The organism is Pseudomonas sp. FP2309 (assembly GCF_030687575.1).
In the GTDB taxonomy this organism is placed as follows: domain Bacteria; phylum Pseudomonadota; class Gammaproteobacteria; order Pseudomonadales; family Pseudomonadaceae; genus Aquipseudomonas.
Map to the genome: position 1 here is coordinate 4,958,083 of NZ_CP117439.1, position 24,257 is coordinate 4,982,339.

Sequence of the window (24,257 nt, forward strand, 5' to 3'; positions counted from 1 at the left end):
GGAGGGGCAAGCCCTTCTCACGGTGGATTTTGTGTCACCCTCAACCGCCATGGACCGCCCATGAAACATCTGCGCCTCGCCCTTCCCCTGCTGTTGCTGCTGCCCGCCCCTGAATTGCTCGCCGACACCCGCGACGACGCCCTTAAACTCCCCGATGTGGTCATCAGCGCCAACCGCCAGGTACAGGCGCGCAACGACAGCAGCGCCGCCAATAGTGTGTTTACCCGCGAAGACATCGACCGCCTGCAACCGACCAGCCTCACCGACCTGCTCGGCCGCGTACCCGGCGTACAAGTAGCGCCCACCGGCGGGCGTGGCAGCTTGCCGGGGATTTACCTGCGCGGCACCAAGTCCGCGCAAAGCCTGGTGCTGGTGGACGGCCAACGCATCGCCAATACCACGTCCGGCGACAGCGGCCTGCAGTACCTGAACGTCGACCAGATCGAACGCGTGGAAGTGCTGCGCGGGTCACGCTCGGTGATCTACGGCAGCGATGCGATCGGCGGGGTGATCCAGGTGTTCACCCGGCGCAACGCCGAACAGGGCCTGCAGCCGCGGCTGAAGCTGGGGGCTGGCAGCCGCCAGACCTGGGAGCGCAGCGTGGGGCTGTCGGGCGGCGATGAAGACACGCGCTTCAACCTGGGTGCAAGCCTGGATGACACCGCCGGAATCAACTCAACCCGCCAATCCTTCCCCAGCGACGGCGACCATGACGCCTACCGTAACCAGTCGCTGAGCCTGAACCTCAGCCATGCGTTCAATGATGCGCTGGCAGCGGGTTTCAACCTGTTGGATAGCCGAGGCAAGTCGGAATACGACAACAGCTTCGGCCGCTACGACGCCGCCAGCGGGCAAACAGTGGGGCAAAAACCCTATACCGACTACGCCGTGAGCAGCGCCAGCGGTTATGTCGACGCCACACTCACTGAACGCTGGCAGTCGCGCCTCGAGCTGGGCCACAGCGAGAACCGCGACACCAAGCGCGATACCCTCAGCGATGATTTCAGCGTCTTCAACACCTACCGCGACTCGGTCAATTGGCAGAACGATCTGACGCTGAATGAGCAGAACAGCTTGATCCTGGGCGGCGACTGGTACGAAGACCGCTTTCACGGCTCCACCACTTTCAGTGAGAACAGCCGCTGGAACCGCGCCGCCTTTGTGCAGCACCGCTTCCACAGCGAGTGGTTCTCCACCGAGCTGGGCCTGCGCCGCGACCAGAACCAACAGTTCGGCGGCCAGAATAGCTGGAGTGGCACCCTGACCGTGCCGGTCAACCCCGACAATGACCTGCTGCTGACCTACAGCGAAAGCTTTCGCGCGCCGACCTTCAACGACCTGTATTACCCGGACACGAAGTACAGCAACCCCAACCTGCAGCCCGAAACCTCAAAAAGCTACGAGCTGCAATGGCGCAGTCAGCTGACCGACAGCACGCACCTGGAAGCCTCGCTGTACCGCACCGACCTGAGCGACGCGATCATCCTCGACAGCAGCGGCAAGCCGCAGAACGTGGCGTCGGCGCGCATCAATGGCTTTGAAGCGGCGCTCAAGCAAACGTTATTCGGCTGGCAGGGCAACCTCGGGCTTTCGATCATCGACCCGCGTGACCGCGACAGCGGCCATACCCTGGCCCGCCGCGCACGGCGCACGTTGAGCCTGGACCTGGACCGGCAATTCGACAGATTCGGGGTGGGCGCCAGCTGGCAGGCAATCAGCCGCAGCTATGACGACGAAGACAACCGCAACCGTCTGGGCGGCTATGCGCTGCTCGGTCTGCGCAGCAGCTGGGCAATCAATCATGACGTCAGTGTGTCGTTGAAAGTCGACAACCTGCTGGACCGCCGCTATGCGCGGGCCCGCTACAGCTATGACGCAGCGGACTTTTCCAACAACCACGACTACCGCGAAGAGGGGCGCACCTGGCTGTTGGGCCTCACGTGGACGCCCCACCTGTAGCGGCTCGACTCAATAGACCTGGCGCATAGGTTCGTTGTCGCTCAGGTAACCCGCTTTGATTGCCTCGGCACAGGTGATGAAGCCGTCCGCGCGCCTGTCGGTGAAGCCGACGTTCAGGTCTTAATAACCCGTCGGAAAATGCCCAGACTCAGGCTAGCGCTGTGGTGCAATCAATTGGCACAGCTTCGCCACTGCCTCCACCATCTGAGCGCTCGGCCGCTCCAGGCCTTTGTCCGGCACCTGCAGTAATCGCCCGGTCGCAACCGCGCTCACTTGGGGCCAGGCCTTCCAGGCATCCAGTTGTGGCTGATCTGCGGCCAGGATGACCTCGGGATCACGCTGCAACACCGACTCGAGGTTGACCTGCGGCGCAGGCAGCGCGAGGTCGTCGAACACGTTGCGCGCACCGCAGACCGTCAACGCATCGCTGATGATCTGCCCACCACCAACGGTGTAGAGCGGCTGGTCCCACACTTGGTAAAACACCCGCAACGGCGCGGCGCGCTGATAACGTCGGCGCAACTCGGCCAGGCGCTGGCGCAGTTGGGCGGCCAACTGGCGACCGGCATCGGCCCGATTCAGCTGTTGGGCAATGGCTTCGACCTGAGTGGCCAGTTGTTCAAGGCTATGGGGTTCAGCCACGTAGACGGGGATATTCAGGCGTTGCAACTGCTCACGCTGGGCCGGGCCGAGGCTGCCGGGCCACAGCAGGATCAAGTCGGGCTTGAGGCTGAGCAGGCGCTCGATGTTCAACTGGCCGTATCGGCCCACCGACGGCACCTGCGTCAACGCGGCCGGCCGCTCACCGCCATCGAGCACGCCCACCAGCAGGTCGGCGGCCCCCAGTTCAAGCACAATTTCCGACAGCGACGGCGCCAGGCTCACCACCCGCTCCGCGGCCGAGGCCTGGGCACTCGTTGCCAGCAGCAGAACCGCCAGCCAGTGGCGCCTCATCCCAACTGACGCGGGATACGGTAGAGGTAAAACAGCACCATCGTCGACAGCGCCAGCAAGAACAACGGCACCGCTTCCAGACCGACAAACACGGCCAGCGCGCCGATCCAGGCCGGTAGCGCCGCCACCAGCAACGCCGTGCGCCGACGTGCTGCCAGGGTGATCCAGGCAGCCGGTTCTTCGGGGGTATCGAGGGCTTTGGAGGTGGCGATCAGTGCGTGTTTATAGCCGTTGAAGTAGCGCAGGCTGACAAACATCGAGGCCACGCCGGCGATAAAGAACGGCATGGCCAATACCGGCAGCAGCGCTTCGCCGCGGCCAAACACCAGATTGATCACGAACAATGGCAGCAGCGCCAGGGCCAGATACTGCCACCAGCTGAACGACAGTCGCCGCTTGACCTGACCACGGGTCACGCGCGGTCGACCTCGCCTTGATGCTCGTTGCCCATCATGTGGTCGAGCTTGCTGGCTTTGGTGGCCAGGTAGAGTTTGTTGTGGGGGTTGTGCCCGGTGTGCAGCGGCACGCGCTCGGCCACGGTAATGCCCATGTCGGTCAAGGCTTTGACCTTGCGCGGGTTGTTGGTCATCAGGCGCAGGGATTTGACCCCCAGGTGCTCCAGCATCGGCAGGCAGATCCCATAGTCGCGCTGATCGGCGGCAAAGCCCAGGCGCTCATTGGCCTCGACCGTATCGGCGCCGCCGTCTTGCAGTTCGTAGGCGCGAATCTTGTTCAACAGGCCAATGCCACGACCTTCCTGACGCAAATACAGCAGCACGCCACGGCCTTCATGGGCGATGGCGCGCATGGCGGCTTCCAGCTGCGAGCCGCAGTCACAGCGCTGGCTGAACAGCGCATCACCGGTCAGGCACTCGGAGTGCACACGCCCCAACACCGGCAAGCCATCCGCGATATCGCCCAGGCTGAGCACGACGTGCTCGCGACCGGTGGCTTCTTCGAGAAAGCCATTCATGGTGAACGTGGCAAAAGGGGTAGGCAGCTTGGAAGCAGCGACGAAAACGACGGGCACCGTGTGCTCCTGATTTCAGATTTCACAGAGGCGGGCATTGTAACAGCAGGTTCCTACAGACGCTTAAGCTGAATGATCGCTGATAAAGATCAATCGGTTCGATTGGCCTTCGTCCCGGTTCTATGCAGGTCAGAACGGATACGGCGCCTTCCAGTGCTGAAAAATCGGCTTCAGTTCGCCGCTTTTCACCTGGACAGCCATGTGCTGGTCGAACACCGTGCGCAGTGCGCGTCCACGCTCGGTGTCGGCAAAACCTACGTAGAGCGGCAGGTCGAGGATGTGGGTGAGGCGAAACGTGGAGGGGTCGGCGGCCTGACTGAGCACGTATCGGGCTTCGTTGAGGGCATCGATGTAGAAATCGGCCCGTCCATGCTGGAGCATCGGCAAAATGCCATCGCGTCGCTGGATCTGATTGAAGCGACGCACATTCGGCAAGTACGCCTCGTACTTGTAACCCCGCACCCAGGCCAGGCGGTAATCACCCAGCATCGCCGCGCTGGGGGTGGGCGAAATGGCCAGCCCCAGGGCGTAGATCGGGTCGAAATCGAAATGCCAGTGCGGGTACAGCACGCCGATTCAGGGCGTCTCGCGAAAATGTTGATAGCCACGGATGGCTGGGGTGATGTCCTGCCCGCGGGCGTCGAGCAGGGTTACGCCCTGCCCTGCCTCGACTCGGCCGATAACGTGCACCGGCCAACCTTCGGCCAGCAACGGTGCCAACTCGACGGGCGGTAGCGTGAACACCAGCACGTAATCGTCGCCGCCGCTCAATGCCGCCACCTGTGCCTGCTCCTCACCGACAAAGGCCAGCAATGCCTTGGACAACGGCAACCGGTGCTGCTCAACAGACAGGCTGACGGCCGACGCCTTGGCAATGTGCCCGCAATCGGCCAACAGCCCGTCGGAGATATCCATCGCCGCCGTCGCCTTGCCCCTGATGGCCAGGCCCAACGCCAACTGCGGTTGCGGCGACCAGTAGTGCGCCAGCAGCGGGTCGGCGATGGCGGCAGCGGCGCTGCGTTGGCCCAGCACCAGCGGCAAAGCGCCTGCGGCGTTACCCAGGTCGCCCCCCACGCAGAGCAGGTCGCCCGGTTGCGCACCGCTGCGCGTCAGCGCTTGCCCTGCCGGCACGCGGCCAAACACGGTGAGGGTCAAACTCAGGGGCCCGCGCGTGGTGTCGCCGCCCACCAGGCCCACACCGCAGCTTTGCGCCATGGCGTTCAAACCCTGGGCATAGCGTTGCAGCCAATCGGCATCGACCGTCGGTGTGGTCAGGGCAAGGGTAAACGCGAGAGGGTTGGCGCCCATGGCGGCCAGGTCGCTCACCGCCACGGCCAGCGAGCGCTGGCCGAGCAGGAACGGATCACAGGGGTCGGCAAAGTGCACGCCGGCCACCAGGGTATCGGTGGAGATTGCCAGTTGCTCCCCAGGCGGGAGCGCCAGCAAGGCACAGTCATCGCCGATCCCCAACGCGATACCTTCGCCGCCCTGCGCACAGGGCGCGGCGGCGAAGTAATTGCGGATCAGCTCAAACTCACCCATGGGAACTCAAGCGCAACTCAGCGCTTGTGTTCCTTCACTTCGGCTTCACGCAGGCGCGGGGCCAGCTTGTCGAGCACACCGTTGACGAACTTGTGACCGTCGGTCGAACCGTAGACTTTCGCCAGCTCGATACCTTCGTTGATCACCACGCGGTACGGCACGTCGACGCGCTTGAGCAGTTCCCAGGTAGACAGGCGCAACACGGCCAGTTCAACCGGGTCCAGCTCTTCAAGGGTCAGGTCCAGGCACGGCGCCAGCGCCTTGTCGATCTCGTCCAGGTTGGCCGGCACACCGTGCAGGATGTCGTGGAAGTAGCTCTGATCGGCAAAGGTGAAGTCGTTATCGACACGAAATTGCGCTTCGATTTCGTTCAGCGAAGTGCCGGCCATATGGCGCTGGTACAGCGCCTGGGTCGCGAGCTGGCGTGCAGCACGGCGCTTTTCGCTTTTCGATGGCTTGCCGGCATCTGCCGGGCGCTCGTCGCGTGGGTTGAAGCGATCGCTTTCGTCGGAAATCACTTGGCCTCCAACTGCGACAGCAGGCTGACCATTTCCAGGGCGGACAAGGCCGCTTCAGCGCCTTTGTTGCCGGCTTTGGTACCGGAACGCTCGATGGCTTGTTCGATGGAATCAACGGTCAGTACGCCGAACGCGACCGGCACGCCGAACTCCATGGACACCTGGGCCAGGCCCTTGGTGCATTCGCCGGCCACGTATTCGAAGTGCGGAGTACCGCCACGAATGACCGCGCCGAGGGCGATGATTGCCGCGTATTCACCCTGTTGAGCAACTTTTTGCGCAACCAGTGGAATTTCGAAGGCGCCAGGGGCACGGATGAGGGTGATATCGCTCTCGCTCACGCCGTGGCGAACCAGGGCATCCACGGCACCGCTTACCAGGCTTTCAACCACGAAGCTGTTGAAGCGGCCAACCACCAGGGCGTAGCGGCCTTTGGGGGCGATGAAGGTACCTTCGATGGTCTTCAGGGTCATTCGACAAATCTCTTAAAGAGCCGGGACGCGAAAAGTGCGTCCCTCAGTGATGATTTAACTGCGAACAAGGGGCAAACAGCGCCGGCCTTTATTCGGAGGGCACGTATTCTACAACTTCCAGATCGAATCCGGATATCGCATTAAATTTCATCGGTGCGCTCATCAGGCGCATTTTGCGCACACCGAGGTCGCGCAGGATCTGCGAACCGGCACCGACGATGCTGTAGGTGGTCGGTGATTTCGCTGGAGTCTGCTCGGCGGTTTCGCGGATATGCGCCAGCAGCACATCGCCGTCCACCGGGTTGCCGAGCAGCAGCACCACACCGCTGCCGGCCGCGGACACTGCTGCCATGGCGGCGCGCAGGCTCCAACGGCCCGGTTGTTTGACCATCAGCAGGTCGCGCAGCGGGTCCATGTTGTGCACGCGCACGAGGGTGGCCTCGTCAGCGCTGATGGTGCCCAGGGTCAGCGCCATGTGCACGTCGCCTTCCACCGAATCACGGTAGGTCACCAAATTGAATTGGCCCAGTTCGCTGTCCAGCGGCTGCTCGGCAATCCGCTGAACGGTACGTTCGTGGATCATCCGGTAGTGAATCAGGTCGGCGATGGTGCCGATCTTGAGGCCGTGTTCTGCCGCAAAGGTCTCGAGTTCGGCGCGACGGGCCATGGTGCCGTCGTCGTTCATCACTTCGCAGATCACCCCGCTCGGCTCGAACCCGGCCATGCGCGCCAGGTCGCAGGCCGCTTCGGTGTGGCCGGCACGGGCCAGGGTGCCGCCGGGCTGGGCCATCAGCGGGAAGATATGGCCGGGGCTGACGATGTCTTCAGCCTTGGCATCTTTGGCGGCGGCCGCTTGCACGGTACGGGCGCGGTCAGCGGCGGAAATGCCGGTGGTCACGCCGGTGGTCGCTTCAATCGATACGGTGAACTTGGTGCCAAACCCCGAACCGTTGCGTGGCGCCATCAATGGCAGCTTGAGCAGTTCGCAGCGCTCGCGGCTCATGGGCATGCAGATCAGGCCACGAGCGTGCTTGGCCATGAAGTTGATGTGCTCAGGCTTGCAGGCCTCGGCGGCCATGATGATGTCGCCTTCGTTCTCGCGGTCTTCGTCATCCATCAGGATGACCATCTTGCCTTGGCGGATGTCTTCAACCAGTTCTTCGATGCTATTGAGCGCCACGTGGCACCCCCTTGGTCAGGATTTCAGGTAGCCGTTAGCGGCCAAAAAACTTTCAGTGATGTTACCGGCGGCGGGCTCTGCGGCCTTATCGCCCAGCAACAGGCGCTCCAGGTAACGGGCAAGCAAGTCGACTTCCAGGTTCACCCGACGACCCGGCTGGTACGAGGCCATGATGGTTTCGCTCAGGGTGTGGGGAATGATGGTCAGTTCAAATTCTGCGCCATTGACGGCGTTCACGGTCAGGCTGGTGCCATCGACGGTGATCGAGCCTTTGTGGGCGATGTACTTGGCCAGCGCTTTGGGCGCGCGAATGCGGAACTCCACGGCGCGCGCATTTTCGCTGCGCGAGATCACTTCGCCGACGCCGTCGACGTGGCCGCTGACCAGGTGACCGCCCAGGCGGGTGGTGGGGGTCAGGGCTTTTTCCAGGTTGACCGGGCTGCCGGCCTTGAGGTCGCTCATCGCGGTGCAGTCCAGGGTTTCCCGGCTCACATCGGCGGCAAAACCGTTGCCTGCCAACTCGACGACGGTCAGGCACACGCCGCTGACGGCGATGCTGTCACCGAGCTTGACGTCGCCGAGGTCCAGCTTGCCGGTTTCAACCAGCAGGCGCACGTCGCCACCTTTTGGGGTCATGGCGCGGATGCTGCCGATGGATTCGATGATGCCGGTGAACATGGGCTTCTCCTGGAGAACGGTACGGGCGCTTGAGCGCCCGGTCAGAATTATACGCTCGCTGCTGGCACAGGGATGGCAGTGACTCGCCAGTCATCGCCTACAGCACGCATGTCAGTGATCTTGAGTTGGGGGGCATCGGCCAGTTTCTCAAGCGGCCAGTCCAGCAAAGGCCGGGCGGCGGAGCCGAGGAACTTGCCGGCGACGAATATCACGTATTCGTCGACCAGCCCTTGCTGGGCAAATGCCCCCGCCAGGCTTGGACCGGCCTCCACCAATACCTCGTTAACGCCACGGGCGGCCAGCGCCACCAGCGCCGAACGCAGGTCGACCTGGCCTTCCACACCCGGCACCACCAGGCATTCAGGGCCGCGCGGGAACTGGTTTTCCGGCGTGACGCAGGTGATGACCAGCGCCGGGCCGGCCTTGAAAAACGGGGCGTTGAGCGGCACCCGCAGGCGGCCGTCGATCAGCACCCGCAACGGCGGGCGCGACATGGCCAGGGCTGTGGTGGCTTCATCCAGGCCCAATTCGGCGGCGCGGACGGTCAGGCGCGCGCCATCGGCCAGGACCGTGTCGGCGCCGGTCAATACCACGCTGGCCTCGGCGCGCAGGCGCTGCACGGCGGCACGGGCGGCGGGGCCGGTGATCCACTGGCTTTCGCCGCTGGCCATCGCGGTGCGCCCGTCCAGGCTCATCGCCAGCTTGACCCGCACAAACGGCAGGCCCTGTTCCATGCGTTTGAGGAAACCCGGGTTCAATGCCCGCGCTTCACTTTCCAGCACGCCACTGCGCACCTCGATACCGGCCTGGGCCAAGCGCTGCATACCGCGCCCCGCCACTTCCGGGTTCGGGTCCTGCATGCCGGCCACGACGCGCGCCACGCCGGCACTCACCAGCGCATCGGCGCAGGGCGGTGTATGACCGTGATGGCTGCAGGGCTCGAGCGTCACGTACACCGTGGCGCCACGGGCCTTGTCACCGGCGGCGCGTAGCGCGTTGGGCTCGGCATGGGGTTCGCCGGTGCGTTCGTGCCAGCCTTCGCCGACAACCTGGCCGTCACGCACAATCACGCAGCCGACACGCGGGTTGGGGTGGGTGGTGTACACGCCCTTGCGCGCCAATTCGAGGGCGCGGGCCATGTAATGGGCATCGAGGACGGCCTGTTCAGCAGACGGTGGGGTCATTTTTTTACCGGCTCACGGGCCAGGCGGTCGATCTCTTCGCGGAACTCGTTGAGGTCCTGGAAGCGTCGATACACCGAAGCGAAACGGATATAGGCGACTTCGTCGAGCTTTTGCAGCTCGCCCATCACCAGTTCTCCAACCACCAGGCTCTTGACCTCGCGCTCGCCGGTCGCCCGCAGCTTGTGCTTGATATGCGCCAGCGCCGCTTCCAGGCGCTCGACACTCACCGGGCGTTTTTCCAGGGCGCGCTGCATACCGGCGCGCAGTTTTTCTTCGTCGAAGGGCTGGCGGCTGCCGTCGGACTTGATCAGACGCGGCAATACCAGTTCGGCGGTTTCGAAGGTGGTGAAACGTTCACCGCAGCCAGAGGCCAGGCATTCGCGCCGGCGACGCACTTGATCGCCCTCGGCGACCAGACGCGAGTCAATGACCTTGGTGTCGTTGGCACCGCAGAAGGGACAGTGCATGGTGGCAGGCAACAAAAAAAGGGAGGGCCATGGTAGCGCATCCCCGTGGCAAGACAAGCCATAGCCTTTGCGGTATACAGGCGGGCTATTATGTTTCTAATCTTTCACGTCACGGATTTTGCCCTTTCTGGAGCCGTACATGCAGTTACGACCCTTTGTTTTACTCGCGTTGTTCAGTGTCCTGGTCGCCTGCAGCAGCGAAGCCCCCAAGCCGTCAACGCCTCAACCGCTGCCTGCGCAAGAGAAAAAAGTGCCCGGTATCGAAGACCTCGGCCCTCTGCCCGCCTACCAGCGTGAAATCAACGGCAGCCTGACCAATGTGCCCGCCGGTGCCGAAGTCGAGATGGCCTTGCTGGTGATCGACGACCGTTCGCGCCCTCAACAACTGCTCGCCAGCAGCGTGCTCACCGGTAACGGCAAGCCCCTGGCCTTCCGCCTGCGCTTCAACCCGGACGCCTTCCCGGCCGGCGCGCGCGTTGAAGTGCGTGGCCGCGCGAGCCAGTCTGGCCAGTTGATCCTGCACCTGCCCGCCGTGCGCATCACCCAGGCGATCACCCAGACCACCGGCCCCCTGGAGCTTGTCAAAGCCCCATGACGCCACCGTTGGACTTGCAGCGCGCCCTGAGCGAACTGATCGGCGACGCGCACTTGGTGCCCAGCCCGCTGCCGGGCACTGAGCTGTCTTTGTGGCTGCTGGATGCGGACAACATGGACCGTGCGTTCAGCCAGGAAGAAACCCGGCGCATCCTGCATGAACCGCCCTACTGGAGCTTTTGCTGGGCCAGCGGCCTGGCGCTGGCGCGTTACCTGGCGGCCAACCCCGAATGGGTCGCCGGCAAGCGCGTGCTGGACTTTGGCACCGGCTCCGGTGTTGCCGCGATTGCCGCGGTTAAAGCCGGCGCGCTGGAAGTGGTGGCCTGCGATCTGGACCCGTTGGCTCTGGCGGCGTGCCGCGCGAATGCCGAACTCAATAACGTGGCGCTGGCGTATTCGGCGGACTTCTTTGGCGAAGCCGACCGCTTCGACCTGATCCTGGTGGCCGATGTGCTGTACGACCGCGCCAACCTGCCACTGCTGGACCAGTTCCTCAGCCGAGGCCGTGAAGCACTGGTAGCCGACTCACGGGTGCGCGACTTTCAACACCCGGCCTATCAGCGCCTGGAGATCCTGGACGCCCTGACGTTGCCGGACCTGGCCGAGCCCTGGGAGTTTCGCAAGGTGAGCCTGTACCATTCGCGGCGCCAGCCCTTATAGTTGCCCCATTCCCGCTTTATTCGAGACGCCCCATGAGTGAGCCCACGCCGTATATCTTCGACGTCACCACCGCCAATTTCGACCAGGCCGTGATCCAGAACTCTTTCGAAAAGCCCGTCCTGGTGGATTTCTGGGCCGAGTGGTGCGCGCCGTGCAAGGCGTTGATGCCGATGCTCGCGCAGATTGCCGAGAGTTATCAGGGCGAGTTGCTGTTGGCCAAGGTCGATTGCGAGGCCGAGCAGGACATCGTTGCGCGTTTTGGCATCCAAAGCCTGCCGACCGTGGTGCTGTTCAAGGATGGCCAGCCGGTGGACGGGTTCGCCGGGGCACAGCCGGAGTCGGCGGTGCGTGCGCTGCTCGCGCCACATGTGCAAATGCCGGCACCGAAAGCGGCTGATCCCTTGGTGCAGGCTCAGGCGTTGTTCGCCGAAGGCCGCATCAGTGACGCCGAAGCCCTGTTGGTTACGCTGCTGGGCGAGGACAACACCAACGCCGCCGCGCTGATTCTGTACGCGCGTTGCCTGGCTGAACGCGGTGAGCTGGGTGAAGCCCAGGCCGTGCTCGATGCGGTGAAGAGCGATGAGCATAAAGCCGCGCTCGCCGGGGCCAAGGCGCAGATCACCTTTCTGCGCCAGGCCGCCGACCTGCCGGACGCCGCCGAGCTGAAAAGCCGCCTGGCGCAAAACCCGCAGGATGATGAGGCTGCCTACCAACTGGCCATTCAACAACTGGCGCGCCAGCAGTACGACGCAGCACTGGAAGGCCTGCTCAAGTTGTTTATCCGCAACCGCAGCTACAGCGAAGGCTTGCCGCACAAGACCTTGCTGCAGGTATTCGAGCTGCTGGGCAACGATCACCCGTTGGTCACCGTGTACCGCCGCAAGTTGTTTGCCGCGCTGTACTAATCGCTGATCCAGCTGTACAGCGGCGTATCCCCGCCGCTGGCCACGTTGACCTTGGGGCTATGGCGCAAGCGCACCAACAGGCGCTTGGCCGCCGAGGCGTCGCCCGCCAAACCTTCCAGTTGATCGAGCAGTTCCAGTCCGCTGAGCTGCCCGGCATTGCGCAACAGGTCCTGGGCGCTCTGCCACAGGTCATCACGCTGCTTGACCGGGGCAACCGCCGCGGCAGGCGCGTCCGCCATGGGCGCGGGCTGTAGCTGCGAGCCCAGCCGGGCCCAATCGCCGTCATCCAGCTCCAGCGTCAAGTCCACCGGCAGGTCGCCGATGGTTCCACGAATTCGCAACATCGTCCTTACTCCTGCACTTTTTCTGACGGGCATGCTCCCATGCGGCTTGCGCAACGCCAAGCGGACGGTCAAACTCTGCGCACTATTGTTATAAGATCACATAACATAACTTTCATGTTCCGGAGCCTTCCCATGCGTCGTCTGTTGCTCGCCTTGCCGTTTGCCCTGCTGCCACTGGCCATTGCCCATGCGGCGGACGAACATGACCACGATCATGACCATGAGCACGGCAGCCTCGGTGCCCACGAACACGGGGTCGGCCGTCTCAACGCGGTGCTCGACGGCCAGGCCCTGGAGCTTGAGCTGGACAGCCCGGCGATGAATCTGGTGGGCTTCGAACACGCGGCCACCAGCGCTGCCGACAAGGCCAAGGTCGCTGCCACGCGCAAACTGCTGGAGAACCCTGCGGCGCTGTTCAATCTGCCCAAGGCTGCCGGCTGCGTGGTCAGCACCCAGGAACTCAACAGCCCGTTGTTCGGTGACAAACCCGAAGCCGATCACGACGAAGATGATGATCACGACCACGACGCCAAAGACGGCGCCCACGAGCATCATCACGATCACAGCGAAATCCACGCCCACTACCAATTCACCTGCGCCACGCCGACAGCCCTGAGCAACCTGGACCTGAGCCAAGTGTTCAAGACCTTCCCCGCCACCCAGAAAATTCAGGTACAACTGATCGGCCCAAGCGGCCAGCAAGGCGTTGACGCGACGGCCACCGCAGCCACCCTGAAGTTCTGAGTACCCATGACCCACGCATTGATCGAACTGGCTGACCTGGGCTTTAACTGGCCCGGTCACCCCCAGTTGCTGGACATCCCCGCGTTCCGCCTGGAAGCGGGGCAAACCCTGTTTCTGAAGGGCCCCAGCGGCAGCGGCAAGACCACGCTGCTGGGGCTGCTTGGCGGTGTGCAGAAGCCGAGCCGGGGCAGCATTCGCCTGCTCGGGCAGGAGCTGACCGAACTCTCGGCCGGCGCCCGCGACCGCTTTCGCGTCGACCACACCGGCTATATTTTCCAGCAGTTCAACCTGCTGCCCTTTCTGTCGGTGCGCGAAAACGTCGAGTTGCCTTGCCACTTTTCCAAACTGCGTGCACAACGTGCCAGGCAGCGTCACGGCAGTGTCCACCAGGCCGCCGCAGCCTTGCTCGCACACCTGGGGTTAAAAGACACAGGCCTGCTGGAACGCCGCGCCGACTCGCTGTCCATCGGCCAGCAACAGCGCGTGGCCGCTGCCCGTGCGTTGATTGGCCAACCGGAACTGGTGATCGCCGACGAACCCACCTCGGCCCTGGACTACGACGCCCGCGAAGCCTTCCTTCAGCTGCTGTTCGCTGAATGCCGCGACGCCGGCGCCAGCCTGTTGTTTGTCAGCCACGACCAGAGCCTCGCGCCGCTGTTCGACCGCAACCTGTCGCTGGCCGAACTCAATCGCGCCGCAACGCCCGCAGAGGTTTGAGATGTATTTGTTTCGTCTAGCCATGGCCAGCCTGGCTAACCGCCGCTTTACCGCGATCCTCACCGCGTTCGCCATCGCCCTGTCGGTGTGCCTGCTGCTGGCGGTGGAACGGGTGCGCGTCGAAGCGCGCAACAGTTTTGCCAGCACCATCAGCGGCACCGACCTGATCGTCGGCGCGCGTTCCGGTTCGGTGAACCTGCTGCTTTACTCGGTGTTTCGTATCGGCAACGCCACCAACAACATCCGCTGGGACAGCTACGAGCACTTCGCCGCCAACCCCCAGGTGAAATGGGCGATCCCGATTTCCCTCGGTGATTCCCATCGCGGCTACCGGGTGATGGGCACCAACGAATCGTACTTCGAGCACTACCAGTACGGGCGCAAGCAGCACCTGGAACTGGCCAGCGGCCGCGCGTTCGCCACCGACCCGTTCGAAGTGGTGCTCGGCGCCGAAGTGGCCGACGCCCTGCATTACAAGCTCGGCGACAAACTGGTACTGGCCCACGGCGTGGCGGTCGTCAGCCTGGTCAAGCACGATGACAAACCGTTCACCGTGGTCGGCATTCTCAAGCGCACCGGCACACCGGTGGACCGCACCCTGCATATCAGCCTCGGCGGTATGGAGGCGATTCATATCGACTGGCACAACGGCGTGCCGGCTCAGGGCAAAGGTCGGATCAGCGCCGACCAGGCGCGCAACATGGACCTGACCCCGCAGGCCATCACCGCCTTTATGCTCGGCCTGAACAACAAGATTTCCACCTTTGCCCTGCAGCGCGAGATCAATGAGTTTCGGGGCGAGCCGATGCTGGCGATCCTGCCCGGCGTGGCGCTGCAAGAGCTGTGGAGCATGATGGGCACTGCCGAAAAAGCGCTGTTCGTGATCTCACTGTTCGTGGTGCTGACCGGCCTGATCGGCATGCTCACGGCGATCCTTACCAGCCTCAACGAACGCCGCCGTGAAATGGCAATCCTGCGTTCGGTGGGTGCGCGCCCCTGGCACATCGCAACACTGTTGATCTTCGAAGCCTTCGTCCTCGCCGTGTCCGGCGTGATCGCGGGCGTGGGTTTGCTGTATGTGTGCATCGCCGCGTCGCGCGGGTACTTGCAGGCCAATTACGGCCTGGACCTGCCGATGTCCTGGCCGAGCGAATATGAATGGACGTTGCTCGCCGGTATCCTGGGCGCTGCGCTGTTGATGGGCGCCGTGCCCGCGTGGCGTGCTTATCGACAATCGTTGGCCGATGGCCTGTCCATACGTTTATGAGGAAGGCTTCGATGCGTCGTGCCCTGTTTGCGCTGTTGCTGTTGGTGGCCCTGCCTGTGTGGGCCGCCGCGCAGCCTAAAGAGTTGACCTGGTCGGAGCTGATCCCGCCGGATGCGCCACCGGAAGTGCCCGACATGCGGCCGCTGCACGATATGTCGAAGATGGCCGATGCCTTGTCCGTCGAAGCGGCGCCCGCGGCCAAGCAATCGTTGCCGAATGCGCCCGTCGTGCAGCAGCTCGATGGCCGGCACATCCGCCTGCCGGGCTACATCGTGCCGCTGGAAGTCAGCGAAGAAGGCCGCACCACTGAGTTTTTGCTGGTGCCGTATTTCGGCGCATGCATCCACGTGCCGCCACCGCCGTCGAACCAGATCGTGCATGTAAAAAGCGAGGTCGGGGTGAAGCTCGACGAGCTCTACCAGCCGTATTGGATCGAAGGGGCGATGCAGGTCAAACCGTCCACCAGCGAATTGGCCGACGCCGGTTACCAGATGGAGGCCGAGAAGATTTACATGTACGAACTGCCGGAATAACGCTGATTGCCCTTTCATTGAGCTGAGTCAACGGACAGAACGGAACGATCTTTACCATTGGACGTACAACTTTTAAACGTCCTCTGGAGCTCCCATGAACAAGTCCCTGCTCGGCGCGTCCCTCTTCGCGCTCGCCCTCGTCGCCCCCGTTGCCCACGCTCACGAAGCGGGTGACATTCTGATTCGCGCCGGTGCAATCACCGTGAACCCGAAGGCCGACAGCAGCACCGTCAAAGTTGACCAGGGCCCACTGGCCGGCGCCAACCTGGGCGGCAAGGCGACCATGAGCAGCGACACCCAGTTGGGTTTGAACTTCGCTTACATGCTGACCAACCACGTCGGTATCGAACTGCTGGCGGCCACGCCGTTTGAGCATGATGTGAAGATCAAAGGCACCGCCCTCGGCGCCGCCAATGGCAAGCTCGGCACGCTGAAACACCTGCCGCCAACCTTGAGCGTCGTGTACTACCCACTGGACAACAAGTCCGCGTTCCAACCGTACGTAGGCGCCGGTATCAACTACACCTGGATCTACGACGAACACGTCGGCAGCCGCGCCTCCGAAGCCGGTTTCAGCAACTTCAAGGCCGAGAACTCGTGGGGCTGGGCCGCGCAGATCGGCGCTGACTACATGATCAACGACAAGTGGATGATCAACGCCCAGGCGCGTTACATCGACATCAGCACCAAAGCCACCGTCGAAAACAACGCCGTGGCCCCCGGTACCCGCGCCAAGGTGAATGTGGACGTGGACCCAATGGTTTACATGGTGGGCATTGGCTACAAGTTCTAAGCAACACGGCCTGAACAATGTGGGAGGGGGCTTGCCCTCGATGGCGGTGGATCAATCAATGATTCTGTTGATTGACACCCTGCTATCGGGGGCAAGCCCCCTCCTGCATTGGTGTTGCGTTGGGTTCAGCTGCGCCGGTAGAACCGATCCAATAGCGCCGGCAAGCCCGCCCGCCAAGCCCGTGGCTTGATGCCGAAGGTGTGCAGAATTTTCTTGCAGGCCAGCACCGCGTGCTGCGGTTCGTCCGCCGCATCCGGGCGTGCCGCGTGGGCCTGGGCGGTGGGGGACTCGACGGCCAACGGATGATAGTTGCGCGCTTCGGTGAGGATCGCCTGGCCCAGCGCCAACGGCGTGGTCGCCTCGTGGCCAGCGTAGTGGTAAGTGCCCCACAAGGGCGCTGCGCAATCGAGTTGTTTGAGCACCGAGATGATCACCCGTGCCGCGTCGTCCACCGGCGTCGGGTTACCGCGGCGGTCGTCCGCCATCAGCAACTCATCCGGCTGCTCGGCCCGGGCCAGGAAGCGCCCCAGGGTCCCATCGACGCTGTCATCCAACAACCAACCGAAGCGCAGCAGCACATGCTGCGGGCAGGTGGCGCGCACGCTCTGCTCGATGCGCCACAACGCCTGGCCGCGCAGGCCCAGGGGCACCGGCTCGTCTTTTTCGCTGTAGGCGGTGGCGCGGGAGCCATCGAACACGCGGTAGCTGGACGGTTGCAGCAAGGTAATGGTGTGGTGCTGGCACAGTTCGGCCAGGCGTTCGATCGCGAACTCTTGGGCGGCCAGGCGGGTCTCGCTGACCGCTTCGGCCTGGAACCAGTCGAAATAGTAGGCGAGGTTGATCAAGGCATCGGGACGGGTGTCGTCGAGCAATTGGGTGAGACTTGCGGCATCCCAGCCGTCTTGGGGCGGTTTGGGGGCGAGGAAACCGATGTCTTCCTCTGCACCGAGACGAATCAGCGCCTGCCCGAGGGCATTCCCGCCGCCCAGTAACATAAGGCGCATTCGCATAGATTGAGCAGGCCCGGTCTGTTTGGAACGATGGTTATTATCGACAGGCGTGTGCGCCGTGCCGCAGGTAATTGCCAGAATCGTTGCATTTTGCGGGTTTGTAGCGCAACCGTCACGGACAAACTGCGGGCTTGCAACTTGTGGGAGCCGGTGGCATCAATCACTGCATGAGCCTTTCTGAATCGACCGAGACGGTGCTGGACGACTTTCACCCCGCCGTCAGCGCCTGGTTTCGCAGCACGTTCCCTTCGGTGACCCACGCCCAGGCGCAGGCGTGGCCGTTGATCCGCCAGCGCCGCTCGACCCTGATCGCCGCGCCCACCGGGTCGGGCAAGACACTCACCGCCTTCCTCGCGGTGCTCGATGAGTTGGTACACCAAGGCCTGGCCAGCGGCGGGTACCTGCCGGACGAGACGCTGGTGGTCTACGTGTCGCCGCTCAAGGCGTTGTCCAACGATATCCAGATCAACCTGCAAACCCCGTTGGCCGGGATCGGCCAGCAATTGCAGGCGCAGCATCTGCCCGCCGTGGAGATCCGCACCGCGGTGCGCACCGGCGACACCCCGCAAAAAGACCGCGCTCAGATGCGCAAACGCGCGCCGCATATCCTGGTGACCACCCCGGAGTCGCTGTATGTGCTGCTGGGTTCCGAGTCCGGTCGACACATGCTCGCCAGCACGCGCACGGTGATTGTCGATGAAATCCACGCCGTCGCCGCCAGCAAACGCGGCAGCCACCTGGCCCTGAGCCTGGAGCGCCTGCAAGGGCTGTGCGCCGAACCGCTGACACGCATCGGGCTGTCGGCCACGCAAAAGCCCATCGCCGCGGTCTCGCGGTTTCTGGTCGGCACCGAGCGCGAATGCGCCATCGTCGACATCGGCCACGCCCGCCCCCGCGACCTGGCGATCGAAGTGCCGCCCGTGCCGCTCTCGGCGGTGATGGCTAACGATGTGTGGGAGCTGGTCTACGAGCGTCTCGCGACATTGGCCCGCGAACACCGCACCACGCTGATATTCGTCAACACCCGACGCCTGGCCGAACGCCTGGCGCGGCATTTGAGCGAGCGCCTGGGCAAAACCGCCGTGGCCGCCCACCACGGCAGCCTGGCCAAAGAGCTGCGCCTGGACGCCGAACAACGCCTCAAGGCCGGCGAGTTGCAAGTGCTGATCGCCACGGCGTCGCTTGAGTTGGGGATCGATATCGGCGACGTCGACCTGGTGTGTCAGATCGGCTCGCCGGGTTCCATCAACGGTTTTCTGCAACGGGTCGGGCGCTCCGGGCACCAGGTCGGCGGCACACCCAAGGGCCGCCTGTTCGCCACCACCCTCGACGACTTGATCGAGTGCGCCGCGCTGCTCGACTGCGTGCGCCGGGGCGAACTCGACACCTTGCACATTCCCGTCGCGCCATTGGACGTGCTGGCACAACAGATCATTGCCGAAGTCAGCGCCCAGGAGTGGTCGGAACAGGCCCTGCTCGCATTGATCCGCCGCGCCGCGCCCTATGCCGGGCTGGATGAACGCCATTACCAGGCGCTGTTGCAGATGCTCAGCGAAGGCTATAACGGACGCCAGGGCATCCGCAGCGCCTACCTGCACCGCGACGCCCTCACCCGCACCTTGCGCGGCCGGCGCGGCGCCCGGCTGACGGCCGTGACCAGTGGCGGCACCATCCCCGACAACGCCGACTACGGCGTACTGCTCGAGCCTCAGGGTCTCAACATCGGCAGCGTCAACGAAGACTTCGCAGTGGAAAGCATCGCCGGGGATGTCTTCCAGCTCGGCAATACCTCCTACCGCATCCTGCGGGTGGAGGCCGGCAAAGTGCGGGTCGAAGATGCCCACGGCCAGCCGCCGACCATTCCGTTCTGGCTGGGCGAGGCGCCGGGCCGCAGCCAAGCGTTGTCGATGGCCGTGGCGCGCCTGCTGGGCCACATGGATGCGCTGCTGAGCGCAACGCCGGGCGACCTGCAGCCCGCGCAAGACTGGCTCACCGACGACCTCGGCCTGGACCGCGCCAGCGCCGAGCAAATCCTCGACTACCTGGCCCGCACCCGCCTGGCCCTGGGCGCCTTGCCCTCCCAGGACACGTTGATCATGGAGCGCTTTTTCGACGCGTCCGGCGGTACGCAGTTGATTATCCACACGCCGTTTGGCAGCCGCCTCAACCGCGCCTGGGGCCTGGCCCTGCGCAAGCGTTTTTGCCGCACCTTCAACTTCGAATTGCAGGCGGCGGCCAGTGAGAATGCGATCGTGCTGTCGCTGTCCACCAGCCACAGCTTTGCGCTGGACGAAGTGTGGCGCTATCTGCACAGCAACAGCGCCGAGCACCTGCTGATCCAGGCCGTGCTCGATGCGCCGCTGTTCGGCGTGCGCTGGCGCTGGAATGCCGGGGTGGCCCTGGCGTTGCCGCGCTATACCGGAGGGCGCAAAGTGGCGCCGCAGATTCAGCGGATGAAAAGCGAAGACCTGATCGCCAGTGTGTTTCCCGACCAGATCGCCTGCCTGGAAAACCTCGCCGGCGAGCGCGAAGTGCCGGAACACCCGCTGGTGGAGCAGACCCTCGACGATTGCCTGCACGAAGCCATGGACAGCCACGCCTGGCTGGCTCTGCTGCGGCGCATGGAGCGTGGCGAGGTGCGCCTGATCAGCCGCGATCTGCCCGCCCCTTCGCCCATGGCCGCCGAGATTCTCAGTGCGCGGCCCTACACCTTCCTCGACGACGCACCGCTGGAAGAGCGCCGCACCCAAGCCGTGCTCAACTGGCGCTGGAGCGACCCGCACAGCACCGACGACCTTGGCGCACTGGATGCCGAGGCCATCGCCGGCGTGCGCGAAGAAGCCTGGCCCGCGCCCCATGGCCCGGATGAGATGCACGAGGCATTGATGAGCCTGGCGTGCATCGCCGACCAGGAGGCCACACCGCAATGGGACGCCTGGCTGCAGGCCCTGGCCAAGAGCGGGCGCGCGCATCGCTTGCACAACGGCCTGTGGGTGGCGGTTGAACGCTTGAGTTGTGTGCAGGCGATTTATCCCAACGACCTGCCGCTGCTACCGGGTTTCGATGAGTCGTGGACCTATGATGCGGCGCTGCTGGAACTGGTGCGCGCACGCCTGAGTGGTTTCGGCCCGCTGAGCCTGATCGAGATCGCCGCGCCCCTGGGGTTGCCGGTGGCCGATATCACGCAGGCACTGGCCCGGCTGGAGCAGGAAGGTTATGTGCTGCGCGGCCGCTTCTGCCCGGATGCCACGCAGGAGCAATGGTGCGAACGCCACCTGCTGGCGCGCATTCATCGCTACACGGTCAAGCGCCTGCGGCGCGAAATCGAACCGGTAGCGTTGCAGGACTTCATGCGTTTTCTGTTCGACTGGCAGCACCTGTCCGAGGCCACCCGTGGCCAGGGCAGCGCGGTGTTGCCGCAGATCGTCGCGCAGCTCGAAGGCTACGCCGCCGCCACGTCGGCCTGGGACAGCGACTTGCTCAGTGCACGGGTCAAGGATTTCACCGGCACCTGGCTCGATGACCTGTGCCGCAGCGGCAAACTGGTATGGATACGCCTGAGCCACAAGGGCGGCGCCATGGCATTGCGCAGTACGCCGGTGGTGTTGCTGCCACGCAGTCAGGTGGCGTTGTGGAGCGGGCTGACCGAACTCACCGACAGCACCACCCTGTCGCCCAAGGCCCAGAAGGTCCACCTGGCCCTGCGCGAACACGGCGCGCTGTTTTTCGATGAACTGGTGCACGAGGCGCACCTGCTGCGCAGCGAACTGGAGAGCGCCCTGCAAGAATTGGTCGGTGCGGGCCTGGTGAATGCCGACAGCTTCGCCGGGCTGCGCGCCCTGACCACGCCGGCCAGCAAACGCCAGGCGCGCAGCAGTCGGCGCGGACGCGGCGCGTTTATCGGCGGCATGGACGATGCCGGGCGCTGGGCCTTGGTGCGACGCTCACCCACCGCTGCCGGCCCGCACTCGGCCGAGACGCTGGAACATATCGCCATGACCTTGCTGCGTCGTTATGGCGTGGTGTTCTGGCGGCTGCTGGAGCGTGAGGCGGACTGGTTGCCGAGCTGGCGCGAATTGCTGCGCACGTTCCATCGGCTGGAGGCACGCGGCGACATTCGCGGCGGACGCTTTGTCAGCGGCCTGGCGGGGGAGCAGTTTGCATTGCCGGAGGCGATCCCGCTGCTGCGCGAAGTGCGCCGCAGGCCCCATGACGGCAGCTTGATTGCGGTCTGCGGCGCAGACCCGTTGAACCTGGTGGGCACCTTGCTGCCGGGCACCAAGGTGCCAGCGGTGAGTGGCAATCGGATTGTGTACCGGGACGGGGTGCCGGCGGCGGTGACGGTGGCCGGCAAGCAGCAGATGTTGCTGGACGTGGACCCGTTGGCGGTGCAGGAAAAGTTGATCAGGCACTGAAACCTGAGCGAGCTTGCCCTGCGCCGGGGTGCGCAACAGCTCCAACAAGATCACCGCCGCCTGTCGGGACGAACCCAGGTAAAGCTGTCAGGACTGCCCGGTGGATGCCCCCGGAGCAGGCACCGCCTCCCCCCCTTCGTCCACCTGCAACGCACGCTTGGGCAACAGAACCTGCTGTGGATAAGTTTGCGCGAAGTGCACCTCTGCGCAGTTATCCACAAGCTTTTTCAAGCGCTGGTTAAACGCGCGGCTGACGGCATATTGCCCGCCCGACACGGTACGGAACTGCGCGGTCAGCACCACGCCGTTTAGGTCCATCCTGTCGACGCCGAACACCTCCAACGGACCTTGCAGGTTGTACTTGAGGAATACGTCGTCGCGAATCGACTGCCCGGCTTCGCGGATCAGCTCCACGGCCTTGTCCACGTCGGTGTCGTAGGTGAACTGCACCGAGAAGAACGCATAGGCGAATTGCCGCGACTGATTGGTGACAGCCTTGATCTGCCCGAACGGCACCGAGTGCACAAAGCCCTTGCCGTCGCGCAGGCGCAGGGTGCGGATGGTCAGGCCTTCGACGGTGCCGGCGTGGCCCGAGTCGAGCACCACCCAATCGCCGATCGACAGGGTGTCTTCGATGATGATGAACAGCCCGGTGATCACATCCTGCACCAGTTGCTGGGAGCCGAAACCAATGGCCAGCCCGACCACCCCGGCGCCCGCCAGCAGCGGCGCGACGTTGATGCCCAGGTTGGCCATGGTGGTGATCGCGCAGATCACCACCAGGATGATCTTCACCGCATTGCGCAGCAACGGCAGGATGGTTTTGACCCGCGTGCTCGGCTGGCGGCTGGAGCGTTTGTTGACCGGTGGTTTGAGCGCCTCCTGGATCGCGGTGTCGAGCACCACCCAGAACAGCCAGGTCATCAGCAGGATCAGGCCGATGCTGCTGAGCGAGTTGCTGATGGCACGGCCTATGGAGTTGCGTTCGGCAAACTCAAACAACGACACGCCCCAGATCCGCCCCAGCACCTCGATAAACGCCACCGCCATGACGATGCGCAGCACCGCGTGCAGCAAGCTGAGGAAGCGCTCTTTATAGGCACTGCTGCGCTGGATCGCCACCTGGCTGCGGGACTTGAACAGGTGCTGCAGCACCGTACTGAGAAACACCGTACCGATCAGCAAAATCGTGGTGAACAGCGCACAGCGCAAGACCTTTTGATTATCGTCACCGGCGCCGATCAGGTTGATCGCCGAGACCAGCACCATCAACAAAATCGGCCAGTACCAGAGCCCCGAGAAAATCCGCAGCGACTGTTGCAACGCCGGGTGCTTGAGGCGTTGGGCCAACGACCGATTACGGATCAGATGCGCCACGGGACGGCGCAGCCGCACCACCAGCACACCGAAAATCAGCGTGGCGAACAACGCGGTAAACACCGCGATGCCGCTGGTGATATTGCCGCCGAACTGACGGGCGATCTGCGGGCTGGTCAGGGCGTCGCTGAGCGCGGCGAGAAAGCCGATCAGGAACAGCGGTTTGGGACAGTAGTCACGAATAATCCGTACGGCCGTTCGCTTGTGGCCGACGTTGAACATCACGATCACGCACAGCAGCAGCGAGGTGGAAAATATGCCGCTGCTGGTGGCGTAGGCAAAACACAGCGCCAGCGCGCGGCCGACGGAGGTGTCCAGAAAGTGGCTGACGTACAGGGTCAACGGCAGGCAGACGATCGCCGCAATCGTATAGGGCAGCCCGTAGCCCAGCACCGCCAGCAAGCGCCCGCGCCGCTCGAAAAATATGCGCCGGCTCAGCCGTCCCACGATGAAGCGCCCCAGCAGCGTCAACAGCGTAAAGGCGCCGATCCACACCCCGGACAGCAACAGGAAATCCCCGGCCACGCTCCACGGCGAGCGCGCGGCGGTCTGGTCCACCAGGCGTCCGACTTCATTCGCGGCCCGGTCGGCACGCAGGCGCCATTCATCGATGACGTTCTGGTTCAGATCGAGTTTCTGTTGCACGTCATCGATGCTGGAACTGATGGCCCCGAGCAGGCCCCCCTCTACCAGCAATTCCGGCTTGGCCGGTGCCTCGGGTTCGGGCGCGGTCGCCGCGGCCTGCAACGCGCCGCTGGAGCAAAACAGCAGTGCGCCAAGCAGTAATGCAGTCTTGAGATTCAGCAAAACACCGGCCTCGTTCAGAAGGGTCTGTAAGGAACTGACGGGTTTGCGCCACGATCGTTCCCGGGTGCCGTCTGTAGGCGCAGCGAAACTTTCACGCAAATCTCGC

General features: G+C 63.9%; 23 protein-coding genes and 1 pseudogene. 10 read left to right on the forward strand and 14 right to left on the reverse strand.

Annotated elements, in window-relative coordinates; all coding sequences use genetic code 11:
• Positions 1–60: 60 nt before the first annotated feature.
• A complete protein-coding gene (locus tag PSH59_RS22835) occupies positions 61–1,959 on the forward strand; it encodes a TonB-dependent receptor domain-containing protein (protein ID WP_305393734.1) in 1,899 nt (632 codons plus the stop codon).
• Between the two features lie 153 nt (positions 1,960–2,112).
• On the opposite strand, the gene PSH59_RS22840 is transcribed toward PSH59_RS22835, so the two are convergent.
• From PSH59_RS22840 to nrdR, 11 genes and pseudogenes are all read right to left on the reverse strand, one after another.
• Positions 2,113–2,913, reverse strand: a complete 801-nt coding sequence (locus PSH59_RS22840; protein WP_248078651.1) for a cobalamin-binding protein — start codon at positions 2,911–2,913, stop codon at positions 2,113–2,115.
• Positions 2,910–3,329, reverse strand: a complete 420-nt coding sequence (locus PSH59_RS22845; RefSeq protein WP_305393735.1) for an MFS transporter — start codon at positions 3,327–3,329, stop codon at positions 2,910–2,912. Before PSH59_RS22845 ends, PSH59_RS22840 begins: the two co-directional genes overlap by 4 nt.
• Entirely contained in the window at positions 3,326–3,943 is a 618-nt protein-coding gene (gene ribA / locus PSH59_RS22850) for a GTP cyclohydrolase II (protein ID WP_305393736.1), read from the reverse strand. Before ribA ends, PSH59_RS22845 begins: the two co-directional genes overlap by 4 nt.
• Positions 3,944–4,072: 129 nt before the next feature.
• Positions 4,073–4,516 (reverse strand): annotated as a pseudogene (locus tag PSH59_RS22855) (transporter substrate-binding domain-containing protein); the annotation flags it as partial.
• A gap of 3 nt (positions 4,517–4,519) precedes the next feature.
• Positions 4,520–5,485: a thiamine-phosphate kinase gene (gene thiL / locus PSH59_RS22860; protein ID WP_248078663.1), complete on the reverse strand. Its 966-nt coding sequence runs from the start codon at positions 5,483–5,485 to the stop codon at positions 4,520–4,522.
• 17 nt (positions 5,486–5,502) lie between these two features.
• Positions 5,503–6,003 (reverse strand): transcription antitermination factor NusB, encoded by a 501-nt coding sequence (gene nusB / locus PSH59_RS22865; RefSeq protein WP_064454328.1) that lies wholly within the window; start codon positions 6,001–6,003, stop codon positions 5,503–5,505.
• The gene (gene ribE, locus PSH59_RS22870; protein WP_003194576.1) at positions 6,000–6,476 is read right to left on the reverse strand and encodes a 6,7-dimethyl-8-ribityllumazine synthase; all 477 of its coding nucleotides are present in this window, start codon (positions 6,474–6,476) and stop codon (positions 6,000–6,002) included. Before ribE ends, nusB begins: the two co-directional genes overlap by 4 nt.
• A gap of 88 nt (positions 6,477–6,564) precedes the next feature.
• Positions 6,565–7,656: a bifunctional 3,4-dihydroxy-2-butanone-4-phosphate synthase/GTP cyclohydrolase II gene (ribBA, locus tag PSH59_RS22875; RefSeq protein WP_248078666.1), complete on the reverse strand. Its 1,092-nt coding sequence runs from the start codon at positions 7,654–7,656 to the stop codon at positions 6,565–6,567.
• Positions 7,657–7,671: 15 nt separating this feature from the next.
• Positions 7,672–8,334, reverse strand: a complete 663-nt coding sequence (locus PSH59_RS22880) for a riboflavin synthase (protein WP_305393737.1) — start codon at positions 8,332–8,334, stop codon at positions 7,672–7,674.
• Between the two features lie 47 nt (positions 8,335–8,381).
• Entirely contained in the window at positions 8,382–9,518 is a 1,137-nt protein-coding gene (ribD, locus tag PSH59_RS22885) for a bifunctional diaminohydroxyphosphoribosylaminopyrimidine deaminase/5-amino-6-(5-phosphoribosylamino)uracil reductase RibD (RefSeq protein WP_248078671.1), read from the reverse strand.
• Positions 9,515–9,985, reverse strand: a complete 471-nt coding sequence (nrdR, locus tag PSH59_RS22890) for a transcriptional regulator NrdR (protein WP_053258286.1) — start codon at positions 9,983–9,985, stop codon at positions 9,515–9,517. Before nrdR ends, ribD begins: the two co-directional genes overlap by 4 nt.
• A 139-nt stretch (positions 9,986–10,124) precedes the next feature.
• On the opposite strand from nrdR, the gene PSH59_RS22895 reads away from it, so the two are divergent.
• From PSH59_RS22895 to trxA, 3 genes are read left to right on the forward strand one after another with little or no spacing between them, the layout of a single operon-like run.
• Positions 10,125–10,580 carry a YbaY family lipoprotein gene (locus PSH59_RS22895; RefSeq protein WP_248078673.1) on the forward strand — a complete coding sequence of 152 codons (456 nt, stop codon included), beginning with the start codon at positions 10,125–10,127 and terminating at the stop codon, positions 10,578–10,580.
• Positions 10,577–11,239, forward strand: coding sequence for a methyltransferase (locus tag PSH59_RS22900; protein WP_248078676.1), 663 nt, complete (start codon positions 10,577–10,579; stop codon positions 11,237–11,239). Before PSH59_RS22895 ends, PSH59_RS22900 begins: the two co-directional genes overlap by 4 nt.
• A gap of 32 nt (positions 11,240–11,271) precedes the next feature.
• Positions 11,272–12,144, forward strand: coding sequence for a thioredoxin (gene trxA, locus PSH59_RS22905; protein WP_305393738.1), 873 nt, complete (start codon positions 11,272–11,274; stop codon positions 12,142–12,144).
• Here trxA and PSH59_RS22910 read toward each other — a convergent pair.
• Positions 12,141–12,488 (reverse strand): hypothetical protein, encoded by a 348-nt coding sequence (locus PSH59_RS22910; protein WP_305393739.1) that lies wholly within the window; start codon positions 12,486–12,488, stop codon positions 12,141–12,143. The genes trxA and PSH59_RS22910 overlap by 4 nt on opposite strands.
• A 132-nt stretch (positions 12,489–12,620) precedes the next feature.
• On the opposite strand from PSH59_RS22910, the gene PSH59_RS22915 reads away from it, so the two are divergent.
• From PSH59_RS22915 to PSH59_RS22935, 5 genes are all read left to right on the forward strand, one after another.
• Complete coding sequence (locus tag PSH59_RS22915; RefSeq protein ID WP_305393740.1) at positions 12,621–13,232, forward strand: DUF2796 domain-containing protein; 612 nt, start codon at positions 12,621–12,623, stop codon at positions 13,230–13,232.
• Between the two features lie 6 nt (positions 13,233–13,238).
• Positions 13,239–13,949, forward strand: a complete 711-nt coding sequence (locus PSH59_RS22920; protein WP_248078687.1) for an ABC transporter ATP-binding protein — start codon at positions 13,239–13,241, stop codon at positions 13,947–13,949.
• Position 13,950: 1 nt separating this feature from the next.
• Entirely contained in the window at positions 13,951–15,216 is a 1,266-nt protein-coding gene (locus tag PSH59_RS22925) for an ABC transporter permease (RefSeq protein ID WP_305393741.1), read from the forward strand.
• 11 nt (positions 15,217–15,227) lie between these two features.
• The gene (locus tag PSH59_RS22930; RefSeq protein ID WP_305393742.1) at positions 15,228–15,749 is read left to right on the forward strand and encodes a DUF3299 domain-containing protein; all 522 of its coding nucleotides are present in this window, start codon (positions 15,228–15,230) and stop codon (positions 15,747–15,749) included.
• Between the two features lie 94 nt (positions 15,750–15,843).
• Positions 15,844–16,542 carry an OmpW family protein gene (locus PSH59_RS22935; protein WP_017525975.1) on the forward strand — a complete coding sequence of 233 codons (699 nt, stop codon included), beginning with the start codon at positions 15,844–15,846 and terminating at the stop codon, positions 16,540–16,542.
• A gap of 125 nt (positions 16,543–16,667) precedes the next feature.
• On the opposite strand, the gene PSH59_RS22940 is transcribed toward PSH59_RS22935, so the two are convergent.
• Positions 16,668–17,552, reverse strand: coding sequence for a sugar nucleotide-binding protein (locus PSH59_RS22940; protein WP_248078695.1), 885 nt, complete (start codon positions 17,550–17,552; stop codon positions 16,668–16,670).
• A 167-nt stretch (positions 17,553–17,719) separates the two neighbouring features.
• On the opposite strand from PSH59_RS22940, the gene PSH59_RS22945 reads away from it, so the two are divergent.
• Entirely contained in the window at positions 17,720–21,967 is a 4,248-nt protein-coding gene (locus PSH59_RS22945) for a DEAD/DEAH box helicase (protein ID WP_305393743.1), read from the forward strand.
• Positions 21,968–22,054: 87 nt separating this feature from the next.
• Here the strand turns inward: PSH59_RS22945 and PSH59_RS22950 are convergent, their stop codons facing one another.
• Positions 22,055–24,151 (reverse strand): mechanosensitive ion channel family protein, encoded by a 2,097-nt coding sequence (locus PSH59_RS22950; RefSeq protein ID WP_305393744.1) that lies wholly within the window; start codon positions 24,149–24,151, stop codon positions 22,055–22,057.
• Positions 24,152–24,257 lie beyond the last annotated feature (106 nt).

Bases quoted from the DNA above. Each gene is read 5' to 3' on its own strand.
- PSH59_RS22920 (WP_248078687.1), top strand. From the start codon at position 13,239: ATGACCCACGCATTGATCGAACTGGCTGACCTGGGCTTTAACTGGCCC.
- PSH59_RS22900 (WP_248078676.1), top strand. From the start codon at position 10,577: ATGACGCCACCGTTGGACTTGCAGCGCGCCCTGAGCGAACTGATCGGC.
- PSH59_RS22930 (WP_305393742.1), top strand. From the start codon at position 15,228: ATGCGTCGTGCCCTGTTTGCGCTGTTGCTGTTGGTGGCCCTGCCTGTG.
- PSH59_RS22915 (WP_305393740.1), top strand. From the start codon at position 12,621: ATGCGTCGTCTGTTGCTCGCCTTGCCGTTTGCCCTGCTGCCACTGGCC.
- PSH59_RS22945 (WP_305393743.1), top strand. From the start codon at position 17,720: ATGAGCCTTTCTGAATCGACCGAGACGGTGCTGGACGACTTTCACCCC.
- PSH59_RS22910 (WP_305393739.1), bottom strand. From the start codon at position 12,488: ATGTTGCGAATTCGTGGAACCATCGGCGACCTGCCGGTGGACTTGACG.
- PSH59_RS22835 (WP_305393734.1), top strand. From the start codon at position 61: ATGAAACATCTGCGCCTCGCCCTTCCCCTGCTGTTGCTGCTGCCCGCC.
- trxA (WP_305393738.1), top strand. From the start codon at position 11,272: ATGAGTGAGCCCACGCCGTATATCTTCGACGTCACCACCGCCAATTTC.
- ribD (WP_248078671.1), bottom strand. From the start codon at position 9,518: ATGACCCCACCGTCTGCTGAACAGGCCGTCCTCGATGCCCATTACATG.
- PSH59_RS22880 (WP_305393737.1), bottom strand. From the start codon at position 8,334: ATGTTCACCGGCATCATCGAATCCATCGGCAGCATCCGCGCCATGACC.
- thiL (WP_248078663.1), bottom strand. From the start codon at position 5,485: ATGGGTGAGTTTGAGCTGATCCGCAATTACTTCGCCGCCGCGCCCTGT.
- PSH59_RS22895 (WP_248078673.1), top strand. From the start codon at position 10,125: ATGCAGTTACGACCCTTTGTTTTACTCGCGTTGTTCAGTGTCCTGGTC.
- PSH59_RS22925 (WP_305393741.1), top strand. From the start codon at position 13,951: ATGTATTTGTTTCGTCTAGCCATGGCCAGCCTGGCTAACCGCCGCTTT.
- PSH59_RS22935 (WP_017525975.1), top strand. From the start codon at position 15,844: ATGAACAAGTCCCTGCTCGGCGCGTCCCTCTTCGCGCTCGCCCTCGTC.
- ribE (WP_003194576.1), bottom strand. From the start codon at position 6,476: ATGACCCTGAAGACCATCGAAGGTACCTTCATCGCCCCCAAAGGCCGC.
- nrdR (WP_053258286.1), bottom strand. From the start codon at position 9,985: ATGCACTGTCCCTTCTGCGGTGCCAACGACACCAAGGTCATTGACTCG.
- PSH59_RS22840 (WP_248078651.1), bottom strand. From the start codon at position 2,913: ATGAGGCGCCACTGGCTGGCGGTTCTGCTGCTGGCAACGAGTGCCCAG.
- PSH59_RS22940 (WP_248078695.1), bottom strand. From the start codon at position 17,552: ATGCGAATGCGCCTTATGTTACTGGGCGGCGGGAATGCCCTCGGGCAG.